The organism is Bradyrhizobium sp. USDA 241 (genome assembly GCF_049739505.1).
GTDB classification, from domain to species: domain Bacteria; phylum Pseudomonadota; class Alphaproteobacteria; order Rhizobiales; family Xanthobacteraceae; genus Bradyrhizobium; species Bradyrhizobium liaoningense.
In genome coordinates this window covers 2,281,148-2,299,278 of the sequence record NZ_JBMGPZ010000005.1, presented here as the reverse complement: position 1 = coordinate 2,299,278, position 18,131 = coordinate 2,281,148, and the positions used below count along the sequence as shown (strand labels likewise).

The 18,131-nt window shown below is 62.6% G+C and carries 13 protein-coding genes and 2 pseudogenes; 7 read left to right on the top strand and 8 right to left on the bottom strand.

The features are described 5' to 3' along the window. Positions 1–133: 133 nt before the first annotated feature. From ABIF91_RS32825 to ABIF91_RS32815, 3 genes are all read left to right on the top strand, one after another. Complete coding sequence (locus ABIF91_RS32825) at positions 134–2,221, top strand: recombinase family protein (protein ID WP_049810452.1); 2,088 nt, start codon at positions 134–136, stop codon at positions 2,219–2,221. A 194-nt stretch (positions 2,222–2,415) separates the two neighbouring features. After that, positions 2,416–3,573, top strand: a complete 1,158-nt coding sequence (locus ABIF91_RS32820; RefSeq protein ID WP_028179049.1) for an MFS transporter — start codon at positions 2,416–2,418, stop codon at positions 3,571–3,573. A 31-nt stretch (positions 3,574–3,604) separates the two neighbouring features. Further along, positions 3,605–3,796, top strand: a complete 192-nt coding sequence (locus tag ABIF91_RS32815) for a hypothetical protein (protein WP_028179050.1) — start codon at positions 3,605–3,607, stop codon at positions 3,794–3,796. Here the strand turns inward: ABIF91_RS32815 and ABIF91_RS32810 are convergent. The 6 genes and pseudogenes from ABIF91_RS32810 to dmeF all read right to left on the bottom strand — a co-directional run bounded on the left by ABIF91_RS32810 (position 3,793) and on the right by dmeF (position 11,606). Continuing rightward, entirely contained in the window at positions 3,793–4,671 is an 879-nt protein-coding gene (locus tag ABIF91_RS32810) for a DMT family transporter (protein WP_028179051.1), read from the bottom strand. The genes ABIF91_RS32815 and ABIF91_RS32810 overlap by 4 nt on opposite strands. A 99-nt stretch (positions 4,672–4,770) precedes the next feature. After that, positions 4,771–5,277, bottom strand: a pseudogene (locus ABIF91_RS32805) (cation diffusion facilitator family transporter); the annotation flags it as partial. A gap of 15 nt (positions 5,278–5,292) precedes the next feature. Next, positions 5,293–7,293, bottom strand: coding sequence for a hypothetical protein (locus tag ABIF91_RS32800; RefSeq protein ID WP_028179052.1), 2,001 nt, complete (start codon positions 7,291–7,293; stop codon positions 5,293–5,295). A gap of 36 nt (positions 7,294–7,329) precedes the next feature. Further along, entirely contained in the window at positions 7,330–8,319 is a 990-nt protein-coding gene (locus ABIF91_RS32795; RefSeq protein ID WP_050995358.1) for a phosphatase PAP2 family protein, read from the bottom strand. A gap of 188 nt (positions 8,320–8,507) precedes the next feature. Beyond that, positions 8,508–10,337: an adenylate/guanylate cyclase domain-containing protein gene (locus ABIF91_RS32790; RefSeq protein WP_035680113.1), complete on the bottom strand. Its 1,830-nt coding sequence runs from the start codon at positions 10,335–10,337 to the stop codon at positions 8,508–8,510. A gap of 297 nt (positions 10,338–10,634) precedes the next feature. Then, a complete protein-coding gene (dmeF, locus tag ABIF91_RS32785) occupies positions 10,635–11,606 on the bottom strand; it encodes a CDF family Co(II)/Ni(II) efflux transporter DmeF (protein WP_028179054.1) in 972 nt (323 codons plus the stop codon). A gap of 196 nt (positions 11,607–11,802) precedes the next feature. Here dmeF and ABIF91_RS32780 point away from each other — a divergent pair, with 196 nt between their 5' ends. The 3 genes from ABIF91_RS32780 to ABIF91_RS32770 all read left to right on the top strand — a co-directional run bounded on the left by ABIF91_RS32780 (position 11,803) and on the right by ABIF91_RS32770 (position 15,452). After that, the gene (locus ABIF91_RS32780) at positions 11,803–12,621 is read left to right on the top strand and encodes a chromate resistance protein ChrB domain-containing protein (RefSeq protein WP_028179055.1); all 819 of its coding nucleotides are present in this window, start codon (positions 11,803–11,805) and stop codon (positions 12,619–12,621) included. Continuing rightward, positions 12,622–14,007 (top strand): chromate efflux transporter, encoded by a 1,386-nt coding sequence (gene chrA, locus ABIF91_RS32775; RefSeq protein WP_424579607.1) that lies wholly within the window; start codon positions 12,622–12,624, stop codon positions 14,005–14,007. Between the two features lie 251 nt (positions 14,008–14,258). Further along, positions 14,259–15,452, top strand: coding sequence for an ATP-binding protein (locus ABIF91_RS32770; RefSeq protein ID WP_424579606.1), 1,194 nt, complete (start codon positions 14,259–14,261; stop codon positions 15,450–15,452). A 567-nt stretch (positions 15,453–16,019) separates the two neighbouring features. On the opposite strand, the gene ABIF91_RS32765 is transcribed toward ABIF91_RS32770, so the two are convergent. After that, entirely contained in the window at positions 16,020–16,190 is a 171-nt protein-coding gene (locus ABIF91_RS32765) for a hypothetical protein (RefSeq protein ID WP_162832005.1), read from the bottom strand. A gap of 324 nt (positions 16,191–16,514) precedes the next feature. Between ABIF91_RS32765 and ABIF91_RS32760 the strand changes: the two genes are divergently transcribed. After that, the gene (locus ABIF91_RS32760) at positions 16,515–17,552 is read left to right on the top strand and encodes an alpha/beta fold hydrolase (RefSeq protein ID WP_028179058.1); all 1,038 of its coding nucleotides are present in this window, start codon (positions 16,515–16,517) and stop codon (positions 17,550–17,552) included. Between the two features lie 288 nt (positions 17,553–17,840). Here the strand turns inward: ABIF91_RS32760 and ABIF91_RS32755 are convergent. Beyond that, positions 17,841–18,071, bottom strand: a pseudogene (locus tag ABIF91_RS32755) (GMC oxidoreductase); the annotation flags it as partial. Positions 18,072–18,131: the final 60 nt, after the last annotated feature.

The following is an 18,131-nucleotide window of genomic DNA, read 5'->3' as shown; positions in this document are numbered from 1 at the left end:
TCGAGCTTTTATCGACAGCGGATTGTCCCGACGCACATGAGCATGGATCCAGCCGATCTTTGGTCGACGCTGACGCCCGCGCTCCGACGCCAGATCGTCGAAGACGTCGCCGCAATTTTGGCGGAGATCCCTCATGAAGTCCGAGCTGGTCACACCAAGCCACTTGGCGCGCAAAGCCGTAGTCTACATCCGGCAGTCGACGCCCCATCAGGTCGTAAGCAATCAGGAGAGCCTGCGCCTTCAATACGCGCTTCGCCAGCGCGCCCGCGAACTCGGATGGCGTGAGGCGGCCATCGACGTGATTGATGCCGATCTCGGGTTGAGCGGCGCGTCTATAGCACAGCGTAACGGCTTCAAGGAACTCGTTGGCCGTGTTGGCCTGAGTGAAGTGGGACTCATCCTGTCGATCGACGTGACCCGCTTGGCGCGTAATTGTACCGACTGGTATCCGCTCCTGGATATCTGTGGTCTACGTGGCTGCCTGATCGCCGACCGCGATGGTGTCTATGATCCGGGCACTCCCAACGGACGGTTGCTTCTCGGGCTGAAGGGTTCGATCTCCGAGCTTGAGCTACATACGATCCGCAGCCGGCTGACCGCCGGCCTGCTGGCCAAAGCCGAACGCGGCGAACTTGCGGTTATGCTGCCAATCGGGCTGATGCGGGACCCGAGCGGTGTGGTCGTTAAGGATCCCGACATGGCCGTGCAAGGGCGGCTCGGTCTCGTCTTCCAGTTATTCCTGCAGCTGCGCAGCGTTGCCAAGGTCATGCGAGCGTTGAACGAGCGTGACCTGGAACTGCCGCGTCGTGATCGATATGGCGATTTGTGCTGGACGCGCGCGACGCTGGCTGCCGTCGCGGCGATCTTGAAGAACCCCGCATACGCGGGCGCCTTTGTCTATGGACGAACCCGCTTCCGGCCGCCGAAGCGGGAGGGGGCCCTGCCACAAAAGGCTCCGCGGCCGATGGAGGAGTGGCGGATCGTCGTTAAAGATCGATATCCAGCCTATATCGACTGGCCAATTTATGAAAAAATCCGATCCGTCATCAGAGATAACCGAGCCGAATACATGCGCATCAAAACCCGCGGCGCGCCTCGCAATGGCGAGCTCCTGCTCCACGGCATTGCCTGGTGCGCACGATGTGGCCATAAGATGTACGTCCGCTACAAGGGCGGCGGCGAATATGTATGCAATCACCTGCGTACCCAGGAAGGTCAGCCAACCTGCCAACACATCCGCGCCGCCCATATCGATGCAGCCGTTGGCGACGCATTCCTAACCGCACTAGCGCCGGCCGAACTCGATGCCTTGTCGCGCTCCCGCCGGGTGCAGCAGCAGACGAACAATGCGCTACGCTCCAGTGCAGAACGAGAGCTCGAGCGCAAGCGATACACGGCGGCGCTCGCCGAACGGCAGTTCAACCGAGCTGATCCAGATAATCGGTTGGTCGCCTCGGAACTCGAGCGTCGATGGGAAGCGGCGCTAAACGACGTGCGCGCCGCCGAAGAGGCGCTTGCCCGACAGACGCCGCCCAAAGCCATCACACAAGTGGCCATAAGCAAGGAGCTCAACGACAAGGTCATCAGCCTCACCGGCCGCCTCCCGCAGATATGGGGTGACGAGACTATCTCGGATGCGCATCGCAAGGCGTTGTTGCGATGTCTCATCGAAAAGGTCGTTCTCGACCGCGGTGAGCGCGACTTGGCCCTGGCTAGGATCGTCTGGCGGGGAGGCGCCGTGACGGAGCTCGAAGTGAAGATGAGCGTCAACTCCGTCACCAGATTGACGCGAGGCACAGAGATGCGGGAACGCCTTCTGACGCTCGCTCGCGACGGCGTCCCAGACGACAAGATCGCCACAATCCTTACTCGGGAAGGTCACCGCTCTCCCCGTTGCGCCGATAAGGTGCTGCCTATCACCGTTGGGCGGCTCCGTCGTGCCGCCGCCATCAAGGTAACTGCCCAGCGCAGCCGATGGGAGCATGACGACTCATACCTCAGCCCGCCCGAACTGGCCCGAAGGCTCGAGATTCCAGTAAACTGGCTCTATGTTCAGATCCGAACCAAGCGTTTGCTAATTGATCGCCAGCCCAGCGGCGCCTATCTCTTCCCGAATACACCATCCGTTCTTCACGCCATCGGAGACCTTCGAAACCACGTCATCGCGCAACTTGATCTAAGAATCTGTCAGCCTAACAAGGAGGGGCATCAACATGGGTGATCGAGGCGCGAGGTCAATTGCATGCGCCATTATGGCGTGCATTCGTGACGAGCGAAAGGCGCAAGCCCGCGTGTGCACCAGGCTCCCGTCCCCTGCAGGTCGAATATGTCGCAGCGCCGGTTGACGCCCTCGCCGCGCGAACGGCAAATGTGGGCGATGATGACTTCGTCGGCCGAAATCGGAAGCCCGCGCGGATGACCCAGCGCCAGCTTCCGATCATCCTGGCGCTCGGCACCACGCAGACCCTGGCCTGGGCCTCGAGCTATTATGTGCCGGCGCTGCTCGCCGATCCCATGGCACACGACCTCGGCGTCTCCTCCAACTGGATCTTCGGCGCGTTTTCGGCCGCGCTGGTGATCTCGGCCATGCTCGGCCCGCGTATCGGACGGCAGATCGATCTCGTCGGCGGCCGTCAGGTGCTGTCGGCCTCGAACCTGATCATCGCCGCCGGCCTCGTGCTCCTTGGGTTCTCGCAATCGATCGCGGTGATGGCGATCGCCTGGCTCGTGCTCGGCATCGGCATGGCCATGGGACTTTACGACGCCGCCTTCGCAGCGCTCGGCCGCATCTACGGCACCGAGGCACGCCGGCCCATCACCGGCATCACGCTGATGGCGGGGTTCGCTTCCACCGTCGGCTGGCCGCTCACCGCCTGGGGCATCGCCCATATCGGCTGGCGCGACACCTGTTTTGCATGGGCCGCAGCCAACGTCCTGATCGGCCTGCCGCTCAATTTCTTCATGCTGCCGGCGATCAAGGGCGCGAAGCAGGCCGCGGCCACGGCCGAGAAGCCGCATTTGCCGCTCGACCGCACCATGCTCCTGCTGGCCTTCATCTTCGCGGCGGTCTGGACCGTCACCGGCGCGATGGCCGCGCATTTCCCGCGGATCCTGGAGGCGACAGGGGCGACGCCGGCCGAGGCGATCGCGGCCGGCGCACTGATCGGCCCGGCACAAGTCGGGGCGCGCATGCTCGAGGCCGGCTTCCTCAGCCGCTTCCATCCGCTGTGGTCGACCCGGCTCGCCTGCCTCACCCACCCGCTCGGAGTCATGATCCTTGCGATCTTCGGCGGCGCAGCGGCGAGCGCGTTCGCGCTGTTCCACGGTTCCGGCAACGGCATCTTGACGATCGCCCGCGGCACGCTGCCGCTGTCGATCTTCGGCCCGAAGGATTTCGGCTATCGTCTCGGCATCATCGGCGCCCCGGCACGGATGGCGCAGGCGGTGGCGCCGCTCGCCTTCGGCCTGCTGATCGACCTCATGGGCGCCAAGGTGCTGATCGTCTCGTCTGCGCTCAGCCTCTCGGCGCTCGTGGCGCTGTTCCTGATCCGCCCCGAGCGGCCACCGGATTGACGGCGCAGCCGCTTTCGCGCAGAAGCGAGCCATGAGCGACGATGCCGGCCCGCCCCGCACATTCAAAGGCCTCCTGCGCTGGGCGACCACGCCGCCGCAGGCCTGGGGCGTCTATCTCCTCGCCGTCCTCCTGGTGTGGCTGCTCTCGTTCTATGCCGGCACGCTGAAGCCGAAGAAGACCCCCGAAGCGAGCCCGCCGCCGGTGACCGCGCCGCGGAGCTAAGCCGCCTTTGCCTCGCTGGTCGCAATCCAGATACCGGCGAACACCGCGACCAGCCCGACCAGAAGATTTCCCGTGATCGGCTCGCCGATCAGCAGCGCCGCCAGCAGAGCCGCGGCGATCGGATTGACCGTCATCGTATTGGTGACCCGGGTCGGCGTCGCCCGCGCCAGCGCCATGACCCAGAGGATGAAGGCGAGCGCGCCGCCGCAAATGCCCAGATAGACGCCGGCAATCCACTGCGCCATCGTGAAGTGCTCGAACGCCGCAAAGCTACCCTTAACCAGACCCACCAGCACCAGCATAACGGCGCCGGCGCCCATGCCGACGGTGAGAAAGCCGAGCGCGCTGGAGCGCCGCATCAGCGAACGCGACAACACGTTGTAGAACGCCATGCAAAACACGGCGCCGGTCATGATCAACTCGCCGCGCCAGGCGCCGGGCGGGCTCTGCGCGAGGCCCGCGGCAAGGGCCGCCGCCACACCGAGCACGGCGATGCCGACGCCCGTGATCTTCCGCGCGGACAGGCGCTCCACGCCGAGCAGCGCGCCGACCATCATGGTGTGGAGCGGCAACGTCGCCAGCGCGAGACTGGCGCGCGCGGCGGTCGTGTAGGAGACCGCGATGTTATAGAGGATGAAGAACAGGCCGAAGAAGCAGATGCCAAGCAGCATGACCACCGGCCAGTCGGGCCGTTGCGGCCACCGCACGCCGAGCAGAAGCGCGCAAGGCAACAAGCAGAGAAAGCCGATCCCCCAGCGCAGGATCGCGAGCAGGACGGGATCGGCACCGTCGACGAGATAGCGCGTGATGGCCGCAGCGGTCCCGCCGAAGCTGCTCGACGCCAGCGCGATCGCAACCCCGGCCCACTCGCCCACCACCATCTCCCGTCACGGAGTTCCGCCGGGGCGTTAGCACAGCGCTGCTGCCAGCCTGGTGGCAGCAGCACAACGCGACGGGTCCGTTCGTGCTGCCGGTCAATGCGAGCAGGTTTCGACCTCGACCGTGACGTGGCTGAGGCCCTTCAGGCCCGCGAGCCGCCGCTTGTAGACGACCGGCTGCTTCGGCTTGTCCGACACTACCGAGAGCGGCACGGCACAATGGCCGGGGCCGACCTGCCAGAGATGGAGGTCGGTCACGCGATCGTCGCCCACCTCCATGCGGGCCCGGATCACCCGCTCCAGCTTCTCGTCGGCGCGCACGTCGAGCAGCACCGCACCCGATGACTTGATCAGGCCGAACGACCAGCTCGCGATCACGACGCTGCCGATCAGCCCCACCGCCGGATCGGCCCAGACCCAGCCTGAATACATGGCGACGGTGAGCGCTGCGATCGCCAGCACCGAGGTCGCGGCATCGGTCATGACATGGACGTAGGCCGCACGAAGGTTGTTGTCGTGGTGATGATGGTGATAGCCATGATGATCGTGGTCGCGGTCATGGTCGTCGTGGTCATCATGCGCATGGCCATGGTCGTGACCGTGCTCTTCGCCCACAGGTCACGGCGGATCGAGATCGCCCCAACCTCGCTTCTCGTCCGGAGGACTGGCTGGAGCATCGTGTACCGTTAAAGGTTGCCCGCCAGCAACCAGTCGCGCGAGTTGCGGCGCGGCGGCGCTGGTGCCGATGAGGCGAAACACGGCGCCGCTTCGATTGCCCCCGGCGCATACGCCCTGGAGAGCATACGACTCGTCGCAGAACAGCGCGTAGTCGGGACCGACTCGCAGTGGGTGGGGCCCGGGTCGTGCAGGGCCCGCCGACGAATAAGGCGACTTGCGCTTTGGCGCCGAAAGAATGTAGCCGCCGGCCACGTGCACACCCGCGACGCTATCCGTACCAATCCCGTTAAGGGTGCCCAGGCGAGAAACAAGCGATCCGCTCTTGTCGAACTCCCCACCGGCATACGTGCAACCGGCCTCGGCCGCGCGACCCGCCTCCCATCCGGCATCGACGAAATACGAACGCTTTGCACCGGTGCGCATGTTCATGTTCGGATCGGTACGTGCCACATAGGCATGAAGCTCGCTCCCCACCTCGATGCCCTCCACCTTGATCTTCCAATTCCCATGCTCGGGCACCATGCCGGCCCCGGCGATGGTGGGCTCGACCGCAATCAGCCACACCCTGTTGTCACCCCAGTCAACCGGGGCATACGCGCCGGTGTAGGGCGGAAGCGCGGGTACAGCGGGCGGCGGAGGTGGGGGACCGGGAGGCGCTGGGCCGGTAGTCGACGAGGAGCTCCGACCGCCGGGCGAGGTGAGCGTAACAATGACACTGTCCGTGTGGTTCTTCTTCATCCAGATTTCGGCAAAGCAGAGCACGGTGTTGTCGGGAGGAAGACGCCACGTCCATTCGACATGGTCGGGGTCTGCCATGGTCTGCCTCACGAAACGGACGTGCCCCTCGCCCAGATACGTGTTGCCGGCGGACAGAAAAATATCCAGCTTTGGATTTCCGGAAGTGCCGTCGTAATAGGTGACAAGCTCCCTCAGCTTGTCCTCAAGTTCCGAGGTGCCATCGTGAGATCCGGTCGTCGGTCCGTAGCTGACATTGATCACCACGTTCGTTATGCGGGAATCGACAAATGACATGATGTATTCGATCCCATCCGCGACGTAACCCTTCAGCCAAACGCCGGTCGCATCACGAAGGCAGCTCTCCGGAAACTGCACGAACACGATATCGGCTTCGCAAGCGGGATCTGTTAAGGGATGCCCGGGATTCCAACTCGGCGGATCGCGCCGCGCGATGCGTGCCGAGGGCGGAATGCGTCCTGCGAGGACGTCCATCACGTGTGCGCCATGCGAGCGTTGATGCTTAAGGGTCTTGAAACCCGCATCCGCGTAGCAGCTATCCTCGTCGATCGTGTTTACTCTCTTGTGCAACTGGATCCAGTCGTTCAGCCCAACTACGCCCGGTACGGACTCTCGAAAGAACTCGAGGCCGTAATTGAAATCGAACGGCTTCTCGCCGAAGACGTCGGGACCTACCGGGATCGGGGCTCTGGCTGGGTCCTCGTTCTGATCCCAAATGCCGCGCACGCGTGTGCCGGTTGCGACGCCCGCGGTCCATTTGACGAACTGAGCGGCGGCGAACGGACAGCCATCGTCGATCACGCCAACGAGGAGAGATGTCGGTGCTGCTGCGCTCGCGGACCTGACGCGCTGCGCGCCTTTTTCTATGGCCGTCGGCTTCAACGGAAGCGACAACTCGACCCGGGATACGTTGTCGTTCCACGCCCGGAAGCTTTCCGGCTTGATCGCTCTCTTGTAAGCCCGCATGGTCAGATGTCGCGAGTTCGGACTGGTCAGTCCGAATTCGGCGCCGAAGATGTCACGACTCATAGCTCTCACAAAATCACCGGCCAGCCCGGCGTGCTTGAGCTCCACGAACAGGAATAGCTTGGACTCCTGCTCGTCGAAAAATTCGAAGTTCTTGAACTCGCTCCTGATCGCGTACCGGAGATACGGGTCAAAGCATCTCGGCAATTCCTCGGCCATGGAATGCGCTCCACTTCGGTTGCAGGGACGTGTTTCCTACGGGAACCTCGTCGACACTTCGGAGTAGGCCTTGTCCCATAGCTCCTTCATCAGCAGAGACTGCGTGACGGTCCCTCCGGTGGCTTCCGAATAGAACTTGTTGGCATTGAGCGCCTGGTCAGCATGGAAGGGATTGAAGTCCGTGCTGGAGTTGCTGTTCGCGTAGCCCGCGTTGAACGTGCGGATCTTGGTTGCTGTGCTCCCCAGACAACGCCCGACGAAATACTCGCCCAGGGCGACGCCCAGCATCCGCCCTGCCATGCTGTCGAGCGGAAAATGGACTCCGGCCACGACCCGGTTGGTTGCGATCCGTGCCGCCTGGCGCTCGAGCTGCTCGACGATCTGGGGGAATCCGGGTGTCGCCTTATGCAGGCTCAATAGCCGTTTCAGCACGTAGGCTACTGCATAGGCCTGCGTCGCATGTCCGCTCGGGAAGCTTCCGTGTCCCGGCGTCGTGATCATCGGCTGCACCTCGGCGTTGTATTCGACGGGCCGCCAGCACGCCAGCGCATGCTTGAAGCGCATTTCCACGTAAACGCAGAACTGCAGGACCATGTTGATGAGCTCGAACGTGCGTCTGGTCCTCTCGGGATGCAGATACACGACCGAAGACCAGAAGGCATGCTGTGGATCGATCTGCGCCATGATTTCCGTGGCGCGTTCGTTGCGCAGCTCGGCCCAACTCAGGACCATCGCAATCTGGTTTTTAAACGTCGACTCGCTCGGACGCCCTATCTCCGCGATCACGTATGAGGGCGACCGAACCAGGAATGCGTTTGGATCGGTGCCCGACACCTGAAGAGTGATGCCCTGCAGCATCTCTCCGACCGCCGTGTAGGCGCGCACCCACGGCTCCCAGCGGTCCAGTTGGGCAGGATCGTCGATCGTTGTCGGCAAGACCGGCGCGTAGAAGTAAAAGTATGGAGACGTCGAGATTTCGGGAACAACGATCGTCCCTTCGCGAGCGTGGATGAGTGCATCCACCATGATGGGATTGGCCCAGACGTCGCCGAGTGTGCCAAGTATCGCCCCTCCGGCCCCTCCAGCGCCGCCCGCTCCCCCGGCGCCGCCTGCTCCGCCAGCACCACCTGCGCCGCCTGCTCCTCCTGCTCCTCCTGCTCCGCCTAATTGAGCCATTGCCTGCCTCCTTATGAAATAAGTCGGTATGAGTTCAGTCAGCCTGTCGTCGGTAAACCTGCGATTTCCAGGCAGCGGGCCCAGTGCCTGCCTGTTTCGAGCTGCGCATTCGGGAGGCGCCCGATGTATCGATCCACGGTCAACTGCGGCTCGAGCTCGCGCATCTTGCCCAACGCTTCGCGCGCCTCCTCTATCCGTCCCTGCGAAACGAGTGCGATGGTAAGGACCCGCCAGGTGGACGGATGCATGCGATTGAGAACGAGGGAGGAGCGCGCGAGCTTTTCCGCCTCGCCGTATCGATGTGCAGAAAGGAGAGCCGTAGCTCCGAGGGACTCGAAATAATAACGCTGCGGATCAAGCGGAGAGAGCTCCATCGCACGCCGCGTTGCTGCAACGGCCACCTCGCCCTCGCCTTTGAAGGCGTTGACGGTGCCGCGGTAGAGCCAGCCCAGCGCGTGGCTGGGGTTGGCATCGACGGCCTGCTCGCACCGCTTTCGAGCGGTGTCCAGATCTCTCAACATGTGACAATAGACGAAACCTTCGGTCGCGAGCGCAAGCGCATCGGAGGGGTCGCGGTCGAGCGCCGCGCGAGTGGCGCTCAATGCCTCAGCGGCCTCGCGCTTGCGGTCCTCGGACCAGCCGCGCGTCATGCGCAGGATGTACCAGTTGGCGAGCCAGGCGCGTGGGGCAGCTATCCGGCCGTGGCGATCGATTAGTTCGTCCAGAGCCTTGCGCGTCTGGAGAAATTCGTCCTTGTTCGATCGGTGCATCAGGCGAATGCTGCCAAGCAGCAGGGAATAGCTCTCCAGCGTCGGCAACGGCTGGGTCATGATATGCTCGACCTCGGCATCGAAGACCGACAGATGCACTGCAGCGGCGATGCGGTGCGCCAGTTCACTCTCCGGCTGCAGCAGGTCGCCGATACCCCCGCTCAGGCGGTCGGTCCAGACGACCTGGTTGGTTCGCGCCGCCGAGAGCTCCGCTGTCACCAGTATCCGGTCCGCAGCGAGCACGTAGCTGCCGCTGAGAATGTAGGTGGCACCGAGATGCGCCGATACTTCCGCGACATCGCTTACCCTGCCGCGGAATGTATCGGTCGACAGACGCGAGATCACCTTGAGGTTCGCCGATTTGGATAGGCGCCAGATCACGCTGTCCGCGATCAGGTTACCGATGTCGAGATGTTCCTCCGCGTCCTTGCGCGAGTCGAAAGGGATTACGGCGATCGTCGGTTCCATGGGAGTCCCATAGTCTCGCCGAGCGGCGAGGCTCGGGTGCGGACTCGCCGGACCAACGCGGTAGGCGCGAACCGGCTTGTCAAAGTGCTTGAGGATGCAGTCGCCCAGATCTTCGCAAAGCGCGTCCACACCGTGCGTCAGCTCGTCGCGTGCCGCAGCGCTGCCAATCGTCTCGCCCGGATTGGCAAGGCTGGCAAGAGCCGCCAATTTTTCATGCGCGGCCTCGCTGGCGATCGTTTCACCGGGACCGGCAAGGGTTGCGAGCCGGGCTGCAAGATTGATACCGGTGCCGTAGATGTCGATGCCGTCGCTCCACGCGGTGGAAGCGTTGATCCCTGCACGAAGCCGGAAGTGTTGATCTTCGGGACGCCCCGTGTTCTGAACAGCGATACTCCGGTGCATGTCGGCCGCGGCATTGACGGCGTCAGACACAGACTCGAAGCGGACCATCAGCCCGTCTCCGAGGCTTTTCACGAGGCCGCCGCGATAACGCGGCAGAATTTGGCCCGTGGCAAGTTGGACGAAGTCTGTCCACCGATGCACGGCGGACGCCTCATGCTCCCGCATCAGCCGCACAGACTCGACGAGATCGACCAAGAGGACCACTGTGTCCTGCTGCACGAGGCCCATGCTGGTCTCTCCGAACCCGGCCTCAGTTGACCGGGCTCTCAGGTGAATGGCCTCTCAAGGCCGGCGCTATTCCACTTACCTGATATTGACCGGGATCTTGCCCGGGGCAGTCGCGCATTCGGCGGATGCCCTCATAGAGCGCACCCGAATCCATACTGCGCATCCGGTCGCCCGGTTATGAACCAGATCACGCTCTGCGAAAGGCCTGGGCTGGTTGCATCCGCGGCAGCTATGCACAACTCAGAATAACTCACACAAATTACTTCTCTCTCTGCGAGAAGTCCCATTCATTCTCCGCTAATGCGGACACGTCTCCACCTCAACGGTGACATGGCTGAGGCCCTTCAGCCCCGCGAGCCGCCGCTTGTAGACGGCCGGCTGCTTCGGCTTGTCCGACACCACCGAGAGCAGCACGGCACAATGGCCGGGGCCGACCTGCCAGAGATGGAGGTCGGTGACGCGATCGTCGCCGACCTCCATGCGGGCCCGGATCACCCGCTCCAGCTTCTCGTCGGCGCGCACGTCGAGCAGCACCGCACCCGATGACTTGATCAGGCCGAACGCCCAGCTCGCGATCACGACGCTGCCGATCAGCCCCACCGCCGGATCGGCCCAGACCCAGCCCGAATACATGGCGACGGCGAGCGCTGCGATCGCCAGCACCGAGGTCGCGGCATCGGTCATGACATGGACATAGGCCGCGCGAAGGTTGTTGTCGTGGTGATGGTGATGATGACCGTGATCATCGTGGTCGCGGTCATGATCGTCGTGGTCATCATGCGCATGGCCATGGTCGTGATGGTAATGGTCGTGGCTATCGCGCAGCAGCCACACGCTGGCGAGATTGACGCACAGGCCGAGGGCAGCCACGGCCATGGCTTCGCCATAGACGATCGGCACCGGCGTGAACAGCCGCAGCACGCTCTCATAGGCGATCTCGACCGCAATCAGGCCCAGGATGATCGCGCTGGCGAAGGCGGCGAGATCCCCGAACTTGCCGGTGCCGAAGGTAAAATGCGCATTCCCCAGATGTCGCCGTGCGAAACGATAGGCGAAGGCGGCAATGCCGAGCGCCGCCGCATGCGTGCCCATGTGCCAGCCGTCGGCCAAGAGCGCCATCGAGCCGAACAGCGAGCCTGCCACGATCTCGCCGCCCATCATGACCAGCGTCAGGACGACCACCAGCCAGGTGCGGCGTTCGTTCTCGTCGTGTTTCTCGCCCAGGAAGGCGTGGTCGTGGGTCCATTGTTCGATGGAATGGGAATGCATCGAATTCTCCGGAAGATTCAGGTCTGCCGGCGCGCAATATAGACGGCGGGCACCAATTTTCTAAGGTCCAATCGTTCCGCGGATTGACAGTGCTAGTTAGTTTCGCTGTAATCTGGGTCATGGGGATTTGAGCGATCTCCCCACGAGGCGACAGGCCCAAGCATCGCGTCCCGTTTGTTTCTTGCGAGGACGCATCATGTCTACATTCACGACCATTTCGTCTGACAAAATGGCACGGCTGATCGGCACGGCGAACGCGCCTACACTGATCGATGTGCGCACCGAGGAGGATTTTGCCGCCGACCGGCGGCTGATCCCCGGCTCCATCAAGCTCAGCCACGACAATGTGACGGACTGGGGCGGCACCTTCGCCGGCCGCCGCGCCGTCGTCTCGTGCTTCCGCGGCGAGAAGCTTGCCCAGGGCACCGCGGCCTGGCTGCGCCAGCTCGGCGTGCAGGCCGAAACGCTGGAGGGCGGCTTCGAGGGCTGGAAGGCGGCCGGGCTGCCGCTGCTCGATGCCCGCAAGCTGCCGCCACGCGATGCCAAGGGACGCACCGTCTGGGTCACGCGGGCGCGACCGAAGGTCGATCGCATCGCCTGCCCGTGGCTGATCCGCCGCTTCGTAGATCCCAACGCGGTGTTCCTGTACGTAGCGCCGTCGGAAGTGGTGGGCGTGGGCGAGCGCTTCGGCGCGGCCCCCTTCGACATCGAGAACGTGTTCTGGAGCCACCGTGGCGAGCTCTGCACCTTCGACGTGATGATCGAGGAATTCGGGATCGCAACGCCGGCTTTGCTTCGCCTCGCGACGCTGGTGCGCGGCGCCGACACCGCGCGGCCGGATCTGGCGCCGGAGGCTCCGGGCCTACTCGCGGCCTCGCTCGGGTTGTCCCGGATGTACGACGACGACCTCGAACAGCTCGAGGCCGGCATGACGCTCTACGATGCCTTCTACCGCTGGTGCCGCGACGCCACCACCGAGACGCACAACTGGCCGACCAACAAGGTGAAGGCGTAAATGGACATCCGTAACGTTCAAGCAGGAGCTGACGCCGGTCACGGCGTCAGCTTCAACGAGGCCTTTCGCGTCTGGTTCCGCGTCGCCTGCCTCAGCTTTGGCGGGCCCGCGGGCCAGATCGCGGTGATGCACCGCATCCTGGTCGAGGAGAAGAAGTGGATCTCCGAGGGCCGTTTCCTGCATGCGCTGAACTACTGCATGCTGCTGCCGGGACCTGAGGCGCAGCAGCTTGCGACCTATGTCGGCTGGCTGATGCACCGCACCGCCGGCGGCCTCATGGCGGGCGGGCTGTTCATCCTGCCCGGCATCATCGCCATCATGGGCCTCAGCTACGTCTATGCCGCATTCGGCAATGTCAGCTTCGTCGAGGCGCTGTTCTTCGGGCTCAAGGCCGCCGTGCTCGCCATCGTCGTCGAGGCCGTGGTGCGCGTCGGCAAGCGCGCCCTGAAGAACCGCATCATGATCGGGCTCGCGGCCGCGGCCTTCGTCGCGATCTTCTTCTTCGCAGTCCCCTTCCCCGTCATCATCATCGCCGCCGCCATCATCGGCTATGCCGGCGCGCGAGCTGGCCGTCCGGAGTTCGCGCCGGCCGGTCACGGCCCTGGCGGCAGCGGCGCCGTGATCGACAGCATGCTCGGCGATGCCGTGCCTGATCATGTCCGCCCCAACGCGGCGCGCGCGATCCGCGTCGGCGCACTGTGGCTGGCGCTCTGGCTTGTCCCGGTGATCGCGCTGCTGCTGTTCCTCGGACAGGCCAATGTGTTCAGCCAGATCGCCCTGTTCTTCTCGAAGATGGCGCTTGTCACCTTCGGCGGCGCCTACGCGGTGCTGGCCTACGTTGCCCAGCAGGCGGTCGAGCACTATCACTGGCTGAAGCCGCACGAGATGCTCGACGGCCTCGGCGTGGCCGAGACCACGCCGGGCCCGCTGATCATGGTGCTCCAGTTCGTGGGTTTCATGGCGGCCTACCGCGATCCCAGCGGCCTATCGCCGATGCTGGCAGCGACGCTCGGCGGACTGCTCGCGACCTGGGTCACCTTCACGCCCTGCTTTCTCTGGATCTTCGTCGGCGCGCCCTATATCGAGCGCCTGCGCGGCAACATTGGCCTTGCCGGCGCGCTCAGCGCGATCACCGCCGCCGTGGTCGGCGTGATCCTCAACCTCTCGATCTGGTTCGCGCTGCATACGTTGTTCCGTCAGACCGTGCCAGTGCACGCGTTCTCGCTGAACTTCGACATGCCGGTGCTGACGAGTGTCGACGTCCCGGCGCTGGTGCTGTCGATCACCGCTGCGACCGCGATCTTCCGTTTCAAGCTGGGCATGCTCACGGTGCTGGCGGGGAGCTGCGCGGCGGGCGTGGCGCTGCGGCTGGCGGGAGTGATCTGAGGCGCAAGGCTCGTCGCGTCGACGACGTTGCGGCACTTGAACCATTGCACCGGAACCGGCGCACCACACAATCGTGAACTGCGTACAAACGGCAGTCATACCATCGGTTCCTGAGGGGCGGTCGTGCAATCGACTAGTCTCTTCTGGCAGCGCAGTTGTGACAGGGCGGGCCAGTAGCTATAGTCGAAATTTGGCGTTCCGGACCGCAGGCGGGCATGGCACGCAAGAGGCGCTTGTAGTGCACGCAGGATGTGGTCTGCAGTCGTCTACTTTGGGAGTTCGCTTTGAGCAGTTCTACTGAGCGGAGAGAGTATGAACGCCTTGCTGACTTCATTCGACGGAACCACGCCCCTATTGTGAAAGAATGGACGGAGTTCGCTCGAACCCTGTCACCGGCCAGCGATCGGATGTCAAAGCTGGCTCTGGAAGATCATATCGTCGATCTTCTTGGGTTCGTGGCGGACGACCTCGAAACTGTACAAACCCCGCGGGAGCAGTTTGATAAATCGCGGGGCGACGGCCCGGAAGAGAGCGCCTTTTCTCAGAGCGCCGCGGAGCTTCATGCCGCTCTACGTCTGGCCGACGGCTTTGACATCGATCAGATGGTTTCGGAATACAGGGCGCTTCGCGCAAGCGTGGTCAAGCAGTGGGTAGCGCACCATCGGAACCTTGCCGCGACCGATATCGAGGATTTGACGCGGTTCAACGAGGCGATCGATCAGGCCGTAACGGAGTCGGTAGCGCACTATACAAAGACGATAAATGACTCGCGTAACCTGTTTCTGGGGGTCCTTGGCCACGATCTGCGCAATCCCCTCGGCGCCATTTCGATGGGCGCCCAGTGGATGGAGAAATCCGGAACAACCGACGCAAAGCAGGCCAGGGTCGTTTCGGAGATCAGGCTGGCGGCAGGGCGGGCGACGCAAATTCTCAACGACTTGCTCGATCTCACGCGCTCGTCCTTCGGCACCCAGATTCCGGTTACAAAGATCAGGATCGACGTTGCGGCCTTGTGTCAGGAAATCGCGGATGAGTTTCGCGCCGTCAACGCAGATCGGAGATTTGAGGTCACGCATGAGGGTGATCCGTTGGTCTGCTGCGACCCCACGCGCGTGGGGCAGGTGTTGTCCAACCTGATGGGCAACGCTATCCAATATGGCGACGTGACGTCTCCGATCAGGGTGACTGTCGCGGGCAATGATCCCGACGCTGTGACGATCAACGTGCACAATTTTGGATCTTCAATCCCGCCTGAGGTTCGCAAATCAATCTTTCAATCCTGGACGCGCGGCCAGGATGTCGGAAAGCCGTCCGAGCACAGCACACACCTTGGGCTTGGCCTCTACATCGCAAAATTGATCGTCGAAGCCCATGGCGGCGAGATTTCTGTGGTATCGAACCAACAAACAGGTACGTGCTTTTCTGTCCGGCTTCCGCGCGGATGAAGCCTGCTCGCTTCATGGGGGTGATGCCTGCGCGGCCTTCACAGACGTCAGGATGCCCGGTTCGATGGATGGCGTTCGGCTCGCGATAGCCGTTCGCGAAAGATGGCCACCGATAAAACTCCTGGTCGTCTCGGGCAATCTCATCAAGGGTCCCGAGCTGCCCGACGGTGCGAAGTTTCTTCGCAAGCCCTACCCATCAGCTGCAATCATCGCATCGCTCCGGGAATTTGCCGCCTGAGTGTTTGGACTGCATGCTCGTTCCAGAGGGTTCCTAGGCGTCGATGCCTCTGATCACCCGTTGCGAGTGATCAATATTGACCAGCACGTCGATGCGGAAACGAAAAGCCACCTCCGTCGCGCTTCTGACAGGAACGGTGCTCCGATTGAACGGTTGAAAGACCGGTCTGTGGTGCGAGGCCTGACCACTCAGCTCGCGCCATCCACCCGGGATGGCCCATCGTCAGGCGCGCGTCTGGCGATGGGTCGATTCTCGTGGAATTCCGCTAGAGTTTCTCCCGATCATCTTCGACTTAATACGCAAAAATCGCCGATTTCGATCAGTGAATGTTATTCGGCGGGCTTTTTCTCGTCTTTGTGCTCACGCGAAACTTCGCGATCTTCCTTAGTCTGCTCCGCATCGTCGGGCGTTTTCCCAGACATGTTTCCGGGATTGTAGTGGTATTTGCCATCCGGATTCTCGCCGGGTTGCTTCTCATCGGGATTCTTGTTGTTTGCCATAGCAGTCACTCCTTTGAAAGGCGTAACAGGCTTGAACGGGAATCAATGGTTGATGTTCCAATTCTGTCGCATTGATCTGGCATCCGAATGATTTCTCAATTGAGTGAGGCCCGCAAGACGCGGCGAAAGGCTTGCCTGCGAGACGCGACAGCGGCCATGACGGGGTGCGAACACAAAAGCACCTCGCAATGATCTTGGCCCGAGATGCTCGCAAGGCCGCCCCAATTTTGTGTTGGAACGAAAGCTCAACGGCCCCCGTTGACGATAAGCTGCAACATTTCTCAATTGACTGAGTCATCGTGCAGACCACCTGAGGTACTGCAAATGGCTCTCGCACGATCACGCTCCCCCTCCCTGTCGTTCAGCTACATGGTTGCCTTGCGGCGACATCCTGCGCTTGCGGCCTTTGCGGGGGCAGCTTCCCTCCTCGGGGTGGCAGCGATCGTAAACCAACGCTTCGCCAGAAAGGCCGAACGCGATAACCCACCCCGTGGGCAGTTCTTGGATATCGACGGCGCCCGGTTGCACTACGTGGAACGCGGCGAGGGGCGTCCGCTGGTGCTCCTTCACGGCAACGGCAGCATGATCCAGGACTTTGAATCCAGCGGACTGATCGATCTGGCGGCCAATGGCTACAGGATGATTGTATTCGACCGTCCTGGATTTGGTCACAGCTCGCGGCCGCGCAACGTGATCTGGACTCCCGAAGCACAGGCAAATTTGATCCGAAAGGCACTTGATCGGCTGAGCGTTCGGCAGGCAATTGTGCTTGGACATTCATGGGGTGCTTCCGTCGCTCTTGCGCTGGCGATAAGACATCCGTCATTTGTCGAAGCTTTGGTGCTGGCATCGGGCTACTATTTTCCAACTGCCCGTGCCGACGTAGCGGCCTCCTCGGTATCTGCAATGCCTGGGATGGGCGATGCCATCAGCCACACAATCTCGCCAATCCTCAGTCGCGTATTGTGGCCAGCCATGTTACGCAAGATGTTCGGCCCTCGGTCAGTCCCCGATAAGTTCGATGGCTTCCCCAAGGAGATGGCGGTGCGACCATCACAGATGCGTGCCAGCGCGGCGGAATCGGCGTTGATGATACCCGCTGCGATCGAGTCATCGAAGACCTATGACCAGGTCAATATCCCCACCATTATAATCGCAGGCGACGAGGACCGTCTGATCGACATCAACAAGCAGTCGGTCAGACTGCACGGTGAAATCAAGCATAGTAAATTGCATCGCATCGCTGGAGCCGGGCATATGATTCAACACTCCGCCACTGCTCAGTTGATGGCTGCCATCGACGAAGCCGCTGCCGAGACCCGCATTGGCGGAAATGCCCCACAACGGTTTGCAAAGGCTTAGGAACACTCCTTCAGAGTTCCGGTTTCCCGCGCCGGACACGACATCGGCGCGGGAAAACCGATGCTTTGCCAACCGAGGCGGCCGTCAATGTCGAGATGCCGCTGCCGTCCAGTCCACAGACATTCTTTCTCGGTGCTTTGCTAACATTGCGTCGAAGGGCGACGGCCCTCTGTCGCTGCAAACTATCGAGCATCTCGACCATTCATCCTTCGAGGCTCCCGATAGGGCGCTCCCTGCGCCCCATCGCTCGCTCCGCAGGATCGAATAATGGGAATGATGCGGTAGAAACTACCGCATCATCATCCGCGCGATCGCTTCGCCAATTACCACCGTCGTGAAATGCGTGTTGGCCCGGCAATCCGACGGCATGATCGAGGCGTCGGCGACCCGCAAGCCCGCGATGCCTTTCACCCCGCCATCAGGATTGACGACGCCATGAACATCCTCGACGCCGCTCATGCGGCAGCTGCCGGCGGCGTGCTGGATGTCGCCGGTCTCACGCCGCAGCACCGCGTCTAGCCCGTCCTATTCGTGAGAGTGCGGCTTTTGGGCCCGATTGATGCGGCCGCACATCTTGTC